The 12,956-nt window shown below is 54.2% G+C and carries 9 protein-coding genes; 5 read left to right on the top strand and 4 right to left on the bottom strand.

Annotated elements, in window-relative coordinates; translation table 11 throughout:
• The first annotated feature begins 10 nt into the window (after positions 1-10).
• A complete protein-coding gene (gene rtcA, locus MFFC18_RS18080) occupies positions 11-1,042 on the top strand; it encodes an RNA 3'-terminal phosphate cyclase (RefSeq protein WP_075082507.1) in 1,032 nt (343 codons plus the stop codon).
• A gap of 330 nt (positions 1,043-1,372) precedes the next feature.
• Entirely contained in the window at positions 1,373-2,143 is a 771-nt protein-coding gene (locus MFFC18_RS18085; protein ID WP_084416811.1) for a PEP-CTERM sorting domain-containing protein, read from the top strand.
• A gap of 174 nt (positions 2,144-2,317) precedes the next feature.
• Here the strand turns inward: MFFC18_RS18085 and MFFC18_RS18090 are convergent, their stop codons facing one another.
• Positions 2,318-4,438 carry a carboxy terminal-processing peptidase gene (locus tag MFFC18_RS18090; protein ID WP_075082505.1) on the bottom strand — a complete coding sequence of 707 codons (2,121 nt, stop codon included), beginning with the start codon at positions 4,436-4,438 and terminating at the stop codon, positions 2,318-2,320.
• 259 nt (positions 4,439-4,697) lie between these two features.
• On the opposite strand from MFFC18_RS18090, the gene MFFC18_RS18095 reads away from it, so the two are divergent.
• Both MFFC18_RS18095 and MFFC18_RS18100 read left to right on the top strand, forming a co-directional pair.
• Positions 4,698-6,533: a sigma 54-interacting transcriptional regulator gene (locus MFFC18_RS18095; RefSeq protein ID WP_075082504.1), complete on the top strand. Its 1,836-nt coding sequence runs from the start codon at positions 4,698-4,700 to the stop codon at positions 6,531-6,533.
• A 7-nt stretch (positions 6,534-6,540) separates the two neighbouring features.
• On the top strand, positions 6,541-6,996 hold the full coding sequence (locus MFFC18_RS18100; protein ID WP_075082503.1) for an AP2 domain-containing protein: 456 nt from the start codon (positions 6,541-6,543) through the stop codon (positions 6,994-6,996).
• Between the two features lie 160 nt (positions 6,997-7,156).
• Here MFFC18_RS18100 and MFFC18_RS18105 read toward each other — a convergent pair whose 3' ends face one another.
• The 3 genes from MFFC18_RS18105 to MFFC18_RS18115 are packed head-to-tail and all read right to left on the bottom strand — an operon-like array spanning position 7,157 to position 11,636.
• A complete protein-coding gene (locus tag MFFC18_RS18105) occupies positions 7,157-8,218 on the bottom strand; it encodes a hypothetical protein (RefSeq protein ID WP_075082502.1) in 1,062 nt (353 codons plus the stop codon).
• Positions 8,215-9,930, bottom strand: a complete 1,716-nt coding sequence (locus MFFC18_RS18110; protein ID WP_075082501.1) for a hypothetical protein — start codon at positions 9,928-9,930, stop codon at positions 8,215-8,217. Before MFFC18_RS18110 ends, MFFC18_RS18105 begins: the two co-directional genes overlap by 4 nt.
• Positions 9,927-11,636: a MotA/TolQ/ExbB proton channel family protein gene (locus tag MFFC18_RS18115; protein WP_075082500.1), complete on the bottom strand. Its 1,710-nt coding sequence runs from the start codon at positions 11,634-11,636 to the stop codon at positions 9,927-9,929. The genes MFFC18_RS18110 and MFFC18_RS18115 overlap by 4 nt, the downstream gene beginning before the upstream one ends.
• 390 nt (positions 11,637-12,026) lie before the next feature.
• Between MFFC18_RS18115 and MFFC18_RS18120 the strand changes: the two genes are divergently transcribed.
• Positions 12,027-12,917 (top strand): UbiA family prenyltransferase, encoded by an 891-nt coding sequence (locus MFFC18_RS18120; protein WP_075082498.1) that lies wholly within the window; start codon positions 12,027-12,029, stop codon positions 12,915-12,917.
• Positions 12,918-12,956: the final 39 nt, after the last annotated feature.

Genomic DNA, 12,956 nt, shown 5'->3' on the forward strand with positions numbered 1-12,956 from the left:
AAAGCAAATCATGATCGAAATCGACGGCTCACAAGGCGAAAGCGGCGGACAAATCGTTCGATCTTCGCTGGCGCTGTCGTTGCTGACAGGGACGCCATTTCGAATTTTCAATCTGCGAGCAGGTCGGAAAAAGCCGGGGCTCAAGCGGCAGCACCTGACCGCAGTCAATGCGGCCGCAGAAGTCGGAAACGCGATCGTTCGCGGTGCGGAAATCGGTTCGCGAGAAATTTTCTTCGAGCCCGGAACGGTTTCCCCAGGCGATTTCCGGTTTCAGATCTCGACCGCGGGCAGCATCACATTGGTGCTGCAAACGGTGTTGCCAGCGTTGATGATGGCCGACGCGCCGTCAAGTTTGACTCTGTCCGGCGGCACTCACAACATGCTGGCGCCTCCGTTTGATTTCCTGGAGCGATCGTTTGTTCCGTTGTTGAATCGCATGGGACCGCAGGTCGATTTGAAGTTGAATCGGCACGGGTTTTATCCGGCTGGCGGAGGCGAGTTCGAGGCATCGATCGTTCCCGCAAAGCGTTTGCGTGGGCTGGAGATTGTTAGCCGTGGAAAGCTGTTGCAGCGTCGCGTTCGAGCCATCGTTTCAGAGTTGCCGATCGAAATCGCGCGACGGGAAACGGCTCGAGTCGTCCGCAAGATGAACTGGGATCGTACGCTTGAGGAGCAGGTCGTTGCTGCAGATCCGCAAGGGCCTGGCAACATTCTGTTCGCCGAGTTGGAGTACGATAATCTGACTTCTGTCTTCGCCGGGTTTGGACAACGCGGCGTGACGGCCGAGAACGTTGCAGATGCAGTCGTTCGTGACGTTCGTCGCTACCTGAAACACGATGCTCCCGTCGGACCACATCTGGCGGATCAATTGATGCTTCCGATGGCGATTGCGGCAGCAGTAAACGGAACGCCCAGCCAGTTTCGCACCGGTCCGTTGACCGGTCACTCGGAAACGCACGCGGTGATCATTCAACGGTTTTTGGAAGTGGATGTCGTTTTCAGCGAAAGTGATTCCGGTTCGGTTTCTGTCGCCATCACGTGACCGCAAAGGTGATCGATGGCGGCAGGAACGAGTTTCGCGCAGCCCGAGCGGCCATTTAATTCTTCAACTTTCGCCAGCCCGCAAAAACGGAACCCGGGGCTGACCCTCGAGACTGTCGTTCGCGAGCGATAGACGCTTTCTTCGGCTTAACTGCGTCCAGCCGCACAATCGAACCGCTCCGCAAATCCGGAACAGACATCACAGGGCAGACGACCAAATCCTCGATCGGATTTTTGCCAAATCCCGTTCCAGAGGGTTAACCCTGACATTCCGTTCAAGACGAATGCTGTAATCGGACTCACCCTTCATTCCGTTTTACCAGGTGCATTCATGACAAATGTATGTCGTCAACTCACTGTGCTAATTACGGCGGTCGCTGCGATCGCCATTTCCGGAACCTGCCAAGCCGACCTTGTTTGGGAAGACCTGATGACAGACGAACAGGCGATCACCAACAACCTGATGCTTTCCAGTGGCGGCACGACCATCACGTTTGGGACGGAAGTTTTCAGCGACAGCGATGGCGGAACCTTCGACCTCGTTCCGGAACGAAGCGCGAACTTCTTTTCGTTTGAAGCAGAATCGACTGGGAACCATACGGGCTACCTTGAGATGACGTTCGACAACGAGAACGACGACCCGACGGACTACCTGGAGCTGACTTTCAATTTTGGTCCGCCCGTGACGAACCTTCAGTTCACATTGCTGGATGTCGACGGGAATACCAACTTCAATTGGGACGACGGAGCGGAAATCTTTTTCAACGGCACGAACGTGAAAACAACTCCCGGCTACTACAGCATCGGAGCAATCAACTTTCTGGACAACGAAGCCTACATGGATGGGTTTGAGGCAGGAAATGTTGGTGCAGCGAGTGATGAAACGACTGGAAACATCGGATTTAATTTTGGCTCCGAGATCATCGACACTCTGACTATTCGTTACTTCACGACTGACGATGCCGTCAACAATCCAGCGTCACAATTTATCGGAATCAGTGACTTGCAGTTCGTGGCCGCGGTGCCTGAACCAACCGCGGTTTCGCTGATCGCACTGGTCGGTATCGCCGCCTGGACACGGCGACGACGAACTCAAGTTTGAAATGAAATTCCACGAAAAAACCCTCCTGGCAAAACGCTCAGGAGGGTGTTGGAATTTCAGAATGTTCAGTTCACAAAGACGTCAGGAGTTCCGGTCAGAACTTGAAACGCCCCGACTAACACGCCTGCGATCTTGTGATGGGGGAAGTAGCCCCGTCATCGACCCGATCGTGGTCTAGCTTCTCTTCTCGAGCATGGTCATGTAATCGGCTGTAATTTCGAGGACCTCATCGAGGTAGTAATCCCGTTTGATTTCCTTGTTACCGGAAACCTGTTCTTCGATTACTTTCTCGTCTTCTTTCTCGGCACGAAGTTCGCGACTGCGAGCAAGAAACTCTTCCTCGTTCAGCGACACAGTTTTCATGTCCTTTTGGCGAACGTACTCTTCGATCCGTCGAATCCGCTTGGCGAACTTATCCGAAGCCTTGACTCGTTCCGCCGAACGAATTTGAAGTGCCTTTTTGACTTCTTCATCGGCAGAGCCATAACTGCTGTAGTCCGCCGCGGAAATACGATCGAACTCAACAGGGTACTCAAGGTCTGATTCGCCGACCGGCATTTTGTCAGTGACCGAAGGCAGCACCAAATCCGAAAGGACACCTCGTTTTTGGGTGCTGTCGCCGTTGGGACGATAGAACTGCGAACGCGTGATTTTCAGTGCACCGTATTTGTTCGGAGCATTTCTCATTCGATAGAACACCTCGTTCAAATCCATCAACGTCTGCACCGTGCCTTTGCCGTGTGTTGTGGTGTCGCCGACAATGATTCCACGGTCGTAGTCCTGCAGAGCACCGGCAAGGATTTCGCTGGCACTTGCACTGAATTTACTGGTCAAAACCACAACCGGCTTACTCCAGGAAGCTCCACGATTGTTGTCGTCGAGCTTAATAATCTGGTTGGACGCGTCCTTAATCTGAACAACCGGACCGGCATCGATGAACAAACCGGTGCAATCGATGGCTTCTTGTAAAGAACCGCCGCCGTTCTTTCTCAAGTCCAGAACAACGCCATCGACGCCTTCGTCATTGAACTGGTCGAGAATTCGCTTCACATCGGTGGTTGTGCTGCGACCGTCGGGACGGCCAGACATATCCGCGTAGAAGCTTGGCAACTCGATGATGCCGATTTTTCGCGGACTTCCGTCAGCATTGGTGCCTTGCTCAAAAACTTTGCCTTGAGCCGCGCTGTCTTCAAGTTTGATTTTCTCGCGAACGATTTCGACCGTGCGAATGTCGCCACCTTCTTCGGACTGCACGTTCAAACGCACAACCGTTCCGGCTTTTCCGCGAATCATGCCAACGACGTCATCCAGCTTCATTGAGTTGATGTCAATGAAGTCGGTACCGTTCTTTTCAGCCAACGTGGGATCGACACGATTTCCGGTTTCGTCGCCCTGTCCGACTTCCATGATGACGTCGTCAACTGAAATGCCACCTTGCGTATCACAGGCTCCACCAGGAACGATGCTGCGGATGACCGTGTAGCCTTCGTCGTTTCCGGAAAGCGTTGCTCCGATGCCTTCGAGTTCCAGAGAAAGAGATATTACAAAATTTTCATACGACCGACGCGACATATAGGAAGTGTGTGGATCGAACGAATTGGTCACGGCTGTGACGTACATTTCGATAATGTCTTCAGTGTCGGTCTGCATCATTCGGCGAGCGAAAGACGTGTATCGCTTTTGCAGTTTCTCAACCGGGTCTACTTTCTTCTTTTTCTTTTCGCTGTTCCCGTCTTCTTTGTCCAGTTCTTCGTCGCCACGGAATACGAGCAAGTTGTATTTGATTCGCTTTCGCCACACGTCACGAGCCTCGGCCTCCGACGTCGCGTAAGTTGCCAGATCCGGGTCGGTAATCATTTCTTCCTTGACGGTAAAATCGTGTTCGACACCGGCTAGTTCAATCGCCAACTCGGTTCGTTGCTTGACTCGTTCGAGGAACGTCTTGTACACCTTGATACCAAAGTCAAAGTTTCCATTCTTTACGTTCTCTGCGATCGATTTTTTTTCAGCGGCAAAGTCGTCGACATCGCTTTGCAGAAAGTACGACTTGGTCGGGTCGAGCATCTTCATATAGAGCTTGAAGGCACGGCTTGAAATCTCCGTGTCCAATTCCCGTCGCGAAAGATGAGTTCGCGTCATGAGTTCGGCAACGAGTTTCCCGACACGTTTCTGGGATCTCGACGGAGGCGTAATGATGTCGTCCGCGTTGACGGCCGGAACCACCGTCAGGACCATCACGGCCAGCATCAGGATCTTTGCGTAGCAGCGATTTAGGAGTCTCGTTTGAGCAATCATGTGGGACCTTGCGATGAATTATTCTGCGGCGTGGGATTTGGGCCGTGGTCTACGGGCCAATGCATTAAACCAATTGTGGCAAGAAAGTTCTCGCCTCAATTGCATGGGCCGATATCGAAACTTGGGATTATTGTCTATAATCCAGCTAATAGTAGGGTTTCAGAAAACCCCAGACAATACCGATCCGTGATCAGTACGTCTGCTGCGATCCTGTTTGTTCAGTCCCTGTTCGAAAATCTCACTGGAAGTTCTTCCTGCCGTGCCAGCGTTTTTGATGATGAACTCGGGCTCCAATTCAGGGGCCAGATTTGAACTCAGTGCCGAAGAGGACAATTTTCTCGGCCGCGACTGGGAGTGCCGTGTTGTTCTCAACGACCCTCAGTGTTCCCGTAAACACGCCCGGATTTACACCAATGAAGACGGTTGGTGGATCGAAGACAACGGCAGCAGCAACGGCACGTACGTCAATGGTCAGACGATTCGGGAAGCCAGGCTCGACGAAGGACATTTGATCCGTGTCGGCGGCAGCGCTTTCACGTTTACCGAATCTGCCACCAAGACGCTTCCCGAAGAGGAAAGCAAAACGGGCGAGATGCGAGGTCCGGCGGCACAGACCGTGATCTTTGACGAATCGCACGACCCGATGGACACCGGTCAGTACACGTTGTCGTTCCTGAAAGGACATGATTGGGGCCAGGACTTTTTCTTCCTGTTCCAGCTCAGCGTCAAACTGCTGGGACTCGACGACCCGGATGCGATGATCCAAACCAGCATCAAACGGCTTAGCGAACGCACAGACTCAAGTGCCGCCGGGTTCCTTTGGGCATCCGATGGAGGAAAGCTGACTCCGAAAGTTGTCTATCCGAAAGAGTTGGCGAATGAACTGACGCTCGACCCGGAGTTGACGCGTCGTGTCGTTGCGCAAGGGCACGCGATTCGATTTGAGTACGACACCAGACACCAGGATAGTTTCACGGACAGCATTTGCGTGCCGCTGAACTCGGATGGCAAGATCAAGGGCGCGATCCATCTGTATAAAAAAGGCACCCGTTTCCACGATTCGCATTTCAATCTCGCATGTGCAATTGCCAATATCATGGTTCGGTCGCTGGACCGTGCGGACCGACATAGCGTGTTGGCGGCGGATCATTCGCGACTGAAAGAAAAGTCTGCGAACTTTGACGAGTTGCTGGGCGAGAGCCCGAAGATGCTGGAGCTGAAGTCGAAAATTCAGCGTGTCGCCAAAGCTTCTGGCTGCGTTCTGGTTCGCGGTGAAAGCGGAGCCGGTAAGGAACTGGTCGCTCGAGCTCTGCACAAAGCCAGCCCTCGAGCTGATCGGCCGATGCTCAGTGTCAACTGTGCCGCGATCCCACGGGATCTGATGGAGAGCCAGTTGTTCGGCCACAAGAAGGGCTCGTTCACCAGCGCCGATCGTGACCACAGCGGTTGGTTTGAACAGGCTGACCGCGGGACACTGTTTCTCGACGAGATCGGCGAACTGACTCTTGAAGGCCAGGCCAAACTGCTGCGAACGCTGGAGGGGCATCCCTTCCTTCCCGTCGGCGGAACGGAAGAAATTTCGGTTGACGTTCGTGTTATCTGTGCGACGAATCGTGACCTGAAAGAGTTCGTGGCGGAAAAGCGTTTCCGCGAGGATCTGTTTTATCGGCTGAGCGTGTACGAGCTTTACATTCCGCCGCTGCGAGATCGTGAAGCCGACATCGAGATGTTGGTGAACCACTTCCTCGCTCACTTCAAAACGCAACACGGAAAACATGACTTGCAGTTGTCACGCGAAGCTAAAGCCAGGTTGATCGGCTATCAATGGCCCGGCAATGTTCGTCAGCTTCGCAACGTGATTGACAGCGCGATCGTGATGGCGGAAACCAATGAAGTCGCCGCAGATGAACTTGGAATTCGCGATGCGACCGACGGTGAATTCGAAACGCTTCGCATCGATCACTGGGAACGCAAGTTGATTGTTGACGCGCTCAAACGAACTTCGAACAATGTGCCTGGTGCGGCAGAGTTGCTGGGCATCAGTCGGGCGACGTTGTATCGTAAGATTGAACAGTATGGTGTGGTGCGTAAGTAGGACGTAGATGGCTCGCAAGAATCCACGTCGCAACATTTCACGCGTTGAGCATCTTGACCGTGACGGAAAATCCAGCGGCTGGCTGGTTCGCATGCAGCGGAAGTACGAAAAGATTAGCAGCTTCTTTTCGGATTCCGTCTACGGCGGCAATCGGGCCGCGCTTCAGGCAGCCAAAGAGTTCCGTGATGAATTGGAAAGCGAATCCGAAAAGCTGACGACCGAAGAGCGAAGTGCCGCACCTTCGACTCGCAACAAAAGCGGCGTTGTTGGTGTTCGGCTGCATCGCCAAAAAGACGTTCGTGGAAAATACGAATATCAATACTGGTATTGGGTCGCCCAATGGATCGACGGGCGGGGCAGACGACGAACCCGCTCGTTTTCAATCCACAATCACGGCGACGACAAAGCGTACCGCATGGCGTGCAAGGCCAGACGCGAAGGCGTTGCCAGCGCACATCGATAGGCGGCAGTACTGCCGGCCCCAATCAGATCGGTACGTTTCCGAGTTCGAGTAGTGGCAACCAAGGTTCGATATCGATCGCTTCTATGTCATCATAGGAAGAGAAATTCTCTCGCTACGATTTCCCCTCTGACTTCTCCGCCTAAAGAATTATCTGGACTGACTACTGAGCCGAAGTCCGAAAACCGTCGGGGCCGCCAGAGATTGGACGACCGGCACTTAGAGGCCAGCTGGCCATCTGAAACCCGTGCTCGTGAAGCCAGTCTTTGAGCTTTGCATGCGAGTCGTAGCTGTTCGGATAAACCCAAACCGAAACCGTTGTGCGGCGCGGCTCAAGGCGACTGAGAACGTTCATGAAATGCGAGCCTTCCTGCAACGCCTGCTCCATCGGCTCGCCAACGTCCGAAGAAACGGGCTGAATCGTGAATCGCTTGAAACGTACGACGCGAGCATTCGGCTGGCCGGTCTGACTGTCAGGAACGATGCCCAACTCGTACTGCAAACGGAATCCGTTGACCGGACCGATGGTTTCCCGAGTCCCGTCGGCCTGCTTCAGCTTTTCAGCCTTGAGCCGGATCTCGCCCTTCATCTGTTCGATCAACTGGTCCATGGGAACGTGCACAATCCGGCCACGATCAAGCCGGAAGTGGATCTCGTTGGAGAATACGGTTTTGGCAATCGGATTCGGAAAGTGATCAATCGTTTCCACCGACGTTTCGATCTGAGTCACAGAAACCGCGTTGATCGATTTCTCGAGTGACTCCAACTGCGACACCAATTGGATTTTCTCGGATTGCAGCTCCAGTTGTTTTTGCTGTTGTTGATTCAGCTCGTCGCGGACTTCCTTTTTTCGCTGTTCGTGTTTGGCGCGAACGAACTCAAGCTGCATCAACATCGTGTGGCGACGAGTCGCGAGTTGCTGAGCCAGACGCTTTTCGTCGTTGGCTTGCATCTCCAAACGTGCCAGGTCCAGCCGTAGTTTGCTGGAGACCAATTCGCGAGAGGCCTGTTCAGCCTGCAGGTTTACCTTCTGTGTTTCGAACGCCAAGTCCTGCTCTGCTTCCTCCGCCTGCTGAGCGACCGCAGATTCGGTATCGGGCTCCGCAAGTAAACCTGACGTCGCCTGAGCTCCGACGATCACGACCAGAATGATCAACACGCCAACAAGGTTCGCGATGATGTCGAGGAACGAGTCCTGGCCTTCATTGAGATTGTTGAGGCTCATGGTGACACCTCCTCGATCCCCAAACCGCTGCCGCGAAGCATCTGCTTGATCGACTGGAACTGCTGTCGGGCTCCCGGTTCAACGACGACGGCCAGGTTTGGCTTCCAGTACGCGCTGGCACCGGCGATTCCCCAAGCGTCGATTCGCTGCCATATGATGTTCACCATCTTGTCGATCGCTTCGGCCGGCTGATTCTTGTATGGAATTACGATCGTATCACCAGCCACGTTTTTGATAGCCAGTGAGTCCTTTCCACAGACCAAACCGACAGGCCGGACGTAGCCGGTAGCGCCGCTGGTTTGCGTTGGCAGCGCCCAATCGGCACCGCGTGCGTTGGCGAGGCTATCGCTGGGAGTCGTGGTTCCGTTGGCGTTCGAACCGCCGGCGCCCTGCTTCATGCTGCTCGCAAAACTGGCGTTGGTGTTCCGGGAATTATTGGAATCGAAGCGTGATGCAATCTTCGAATTCTGGAAGTCACCGCCGTTCGCAACATCCTGCGGGCCAGGCGAATCGGTTCCCATTTCGGAACTGTTTGGACTGCCGAAATCGCCACCGCTTTCTCCGCGGGATTCAGACTCCTGATAGGCGACTTGCTGGTTTGCCTTTTGTCCAGTCCCTGCCGACGCTGGTGAAAATCCACCTTTGCGAGCAGAACTTCCTCGCTGCGAGGATGATCCAAATCCGCCTGAATTTCCAGCTCCGGCGCCAACGCCACCGTCCTGCGCGAATCCGCGCCGGGCGCTAGCCAAAGCAGCGCGCCGCTGCCGGAGAGCCAACTGAGTCAATTTGGATTTCTTGACCGCGTCCTGAATTTCGCTTTCCAGCTGCGGGTCGATCGTTCCAAAATCGAGATCTTTCTCCTGCGACACCAACTCGTATCCGAATTCGTCGTCCCAACTGATCAACGAACGACGAGCCAGCCCGTAAGACTGTGCACCGTCGGGGCGAACCACCAACAGAGGATAAGGGCGCTGGTCTTTATCAGCCAGTTCATGCTGTTGATAGTAATTTCGAACCGTCGACAAAGCCGCATCGACAGGATTGCCTGCTGCGACAGGATGAAAGAAATCTTCGCGAGACAGCTTGATACCCCACGGCTGCAGCACCAATCCGTCACGATTACACTCCACAAACACCGGTACGCGTTTCGTCCCTCCGGTGCCGTGGTAGGGTACGATCGCGTACTTCTTTTGCTCGATCGTCGTAACTTCGCTGCGTTTCTGTTCCAGCCGGGATTTGGCCAGTTCGACTTGATCGCGAAGTCGTTGCAAATCGTTGTCATCCACCTCAACCACTGCGTCTTTTCGATCCTCGTCCAACAGCTTCATTTCGTCGACGAGTCGCTGAGCCTGCGATTCAAGTTCGGCCAGCTCTTTTTCCAAATGAGCCCGGTAGTCGCGAGCCGAAGTAAGTTCACGGCGTGCCTCGGGACGCATTTCTTCAAAGCCTTCCGCTTCGAGAATGCTTCGATCGATATCGTCTTCCAGTTTATCGATCAGCTGCCTCTGTTGCTCGCGTTTCGCCGTCAGTTCAGCTTGAGTTTCCGCAGCCGATTCAGCAATGGCATTGGCGTGATCCGCCTGCTTGATACTGGCTGACTTGACGGCCAGCACCAGCAACACGATCAGCACTCCCAGCGTACAAATGAGCACGGCCAGAAAGGGAAACAGCGAGACTCCGGGCTGCGTTGATTTTGGACGTCGGCGCCTCATGCGGCCCTTCGGTTCCCGTTTGATTCGTCAGAATTCTTCGACGCACGCACGCCACTGACAGGCACTTTGAAAGTCACGTCCGAACTTGAGATGCCGCCCGCATCGCCTGCAAGGGCTCGGGCAACTCGCGCCGAATTCGACTGGTTGATCACCTGTGTGTCGCTGACTTCCACAGGAAACTTGATTGAATCGAATTCGCGTTCTGAATCGGCTGGGGGCGCATCTTCAACAGCGTCATCAGACTCGTTGAACAGCCGAATCGTTGGCTGTTCGAGCTCGACATCATCTTCAATCGATTCGACAACTTCCTGATCCACGTCTGCCACAACGATGTTGTCGGCAGAGCTTTGAGCCGCAACAGGACTTTGCGTCGCGACAGGACTTTGCGTCGCAACAGGACTTTGCGTCGCAACAGGACTTTGCGTCGCAACAGGACTTGCCAGCGGTGCATCTGCGACCAAGCCAGCGTCTTTGACCTTTTCCAGCAGCTCATTGAGCACTCGGTGCGTTCGCGTCGTCGCCAGAATGGCATCCTGCTGATGTTGCAGAGCAGCATCGAAGGCGGTGGAGTTTTCCAGTGACCCGACAATCGTTTGCACCGACTCGGTTTGGCTTGCCAAAGTCAGCAAATGCTTCTCCATCAGCCTCGCATTCTCCGACAGGCAAACTTGCCACTGCGACCAGCGATGCGAAATCGACATATCAGCTTTCTCGATCGCCTCGCCAAGATAGTGAGCCAATGCCGCGATGTTTTCGTCCAGCGATTCGGTCAACTGATTGCGAACGAGGTCACTGGTCTGAGTCAGCGATGCCGTCCACGCCTGTTCGGCTTTGCGAATGCTGTCTCGCCAGATCTCGGTCTGGTCGACCATCACATTTTTAATCGTCTCGATGACCTGTTGTGAGTCAAAGCTTCCGCCGCTGGCGGTCAGTTCGTAGTGTCTGGCAATTTCAGATCGAGCACGCTGATCCACCAGTCGCAACAATTGTGATTCGAAACGCTCAACAAGGAACTGGGCGAACATCATGACCATCGACAAAGTCAACGCGAGTGCCGTGGTATCGAAGGCGATGTAGAGGTTGCCTCGCAGCCCATCCATCATCTGTTGGAAATCATTGTCAGGCCCGACAGCAATCCCACCGAGCGCCTGTGAAATACCGAGAACCGTGCCGAGGAAACCCAGCATTGGCGTGGCCCAAATCAGGATTCGTACCAGTGCGTATCGTTGCTGTTGACGTTCCAGATCGATATCGGAAAGGTACTTCAGTTCCTCTTCGACGTTCCCGGTCGAACCCGTGCGGTAGATCGAATGCACAGCATTGACCAGTCGCTCCCACAAATAGTGGCTGTGCAACCGATCTGGCAGATCCAACATTGACTGCCCATGATCAACAGCGGTCTCGCGGACGTCTTTTCCTTCAGCGCCGTTGGAATCGGTGCCTTCTTCGCCCAGCGTAATTTCGCTTTCAGAGGAAAACTGTCCGACCAAATTCCACCCAATCATCATCAACGATGACATTCCAATCAGCGCCATCGCGACGGTGATTCTGGAAACCGGGTGGCCGGTCAGGTAGCGTAAAACGGTTTCGTCGGCGATCGCTTTTGTGTCAATCAAATACTGCAGCCCAAGGTAGAAGCTCAGCCCAAGACAGACCGGTACGACCAGCGATGGGAGAACAGTAATCCAGCTTGGAGTTCGTTTCACGTTGCTATCTTGTTGGCGAAAAGAGCTGTCAGTAATCGACGCGCAGCAGTCCCGGCGCTGTCGGTTATTTCGGACCTCGACGCCGACCGGTATGAGCGAATTTCGACGTCACAATCCAGAAATCCGAACTTTCTTGCCTGGTCGTGCAATCTTTACCAATCGGCAGCATTTGTGAAGATTCGCTCAAACCACCACGCTTGCGGAACGATAAAGACAGCAACAGAGAGCGGTTTAACCGCAACATTGCGAGTCGAAAGACGAACGCAATACCCAGGGGGGTTTACCCGGCTCGTCCACATGGACGAGTCGGGTTATTTTTTGCGCTGGTCAAAACGTTGCCCTGAATCACCTTTGTGGCAACGACAACGAATTCCACTGTAGAAAGTATGCATGGCGTGGCTCAGACTTTTACGAATCGCGGCGCTGCCCTCGGCGCTGGCGAACCTGCTGATCGGATACCTGCTGGCAAACCTGTCGTGGCAGCCCGCTTTGCCACTGGTCTGGCTACTGCTTTCGTCAGCCTGCCTGTACCTGGCGGGCATGGTGTTGAACGATGTGTTTGACATCGAAATTGATCGTGTGGAAAGGCCATCGCGACCACTGCCATCCGCGTCTGTTTCCCTCTCGCTAGCCCGAATGGTTGGATACGGGCTGTTGATTGCAGGGCCGATTTTCGCAGCACTGGCTTCGGTGACCAGCCTGATCATTGCGATCGGTTTGGCCATCGCGGTATACCTCTACGATGGTCCGTTGAAGCGAACGTTGCTGGCTCCCGCCTTGATGGGATCCTGTCGCACATTGAATATTTTGCTGGGCGCGTCGACGGTTGCCACGATTCCATCGGTTGCGATTTGGTACGCCGTCGGGATCGGAGTCTTCGTCGCAGGGATCACATTGCTGGCCCGACGGGAAGCGGAAACGAACCAATCGGCTTCGTTGCTGATTCCGGGAAGTGCTCTGATGGTTGGCGGAATGTTGGTGATCGGTTATTTCGTCTGGACTTACGCCTCGCAAAACGTTTCCGATCCCAAGCTCGCACGTTTCTTTCCGCTCGCGTTTGGCTTCTTGTTTCTGCCGATTCTGCGCCGACTGGCGATCGCGATTTCAAAACGATCCGGCAGCGCGGTTCAGGCCACGGTCATCACGAGCCTTCGAAGCCTGATACTTTTCGATGCTTGCACCGCGATGTTGATTGAGAACGGCCGGCCGTATTATTCGATCGTGTTCGTGGGCTTGCTGGCGGCGTCATGGTTGCTGGGGCGAGCAACGAGGCTGACTTGATGGCGAACGTCTCCAGCGACGCGAAAGCGGACTAATCGG

The sequence above is a fragment of the Mariniblastus fucicola genome (assembly GCF_008087665.1).
Lineage (GTDB): Bacteria > Planctomycetota > Planctomycetia > Pirellulales > Pirellulaceae > Mariniblastus > Mariniblastus fucicola.

Coding starts and splice junctions, on each gene's coding strand:
- rtcA (WP_075082507.1), top strand. CDS start 11: ATGATCGAAATCGACGGCTCACAAGGCGAAAGCGGCGGACAAATCGTT.
- MFFC18_RS18085 (WP_084416811.1), top strand. CDS start 1,373: ATGACAAATGTATGTCGTCAACTCACTGTGCTAATTACGGCGGTCGCT.
- MFFC18_RS18090 (WP_075082505.1), bottom strand. CDS start 4,438: ATGATTGCTCAAACGAGACTCCTAAATCGCTGCTACGCAAAGATCCTG.
- MFFC18_RS18100 (WP_075082503.1), top strand. CDS start 6,541: ATGGCTCGCAAGAATCCACGTCGCAACATTTCACGCGTTGAGCATCTT.
- MFFC18_RS18105 (WP_075082502.1), bottom strand. CDS start 8,218: ATGAGCCTCAACAATCTCAATGAAGGCCAGGACTCGTTCCTCGACATC.
- MFFC18_RS18110 (WP_075082501.1), bottom strand. CDS start 9,930: ATGAGGCGCCGACGTCCAAAATCAACGCAGCCCGGAGTCTCGCTGTTT.
- MFFC18_RS18120 (WP_075082498.1), top strand. CDS start 12,027: ATGGCGTGGCTCAGACTTTTACGAATCGCGGCGCTGCCCTCGGCGCTG.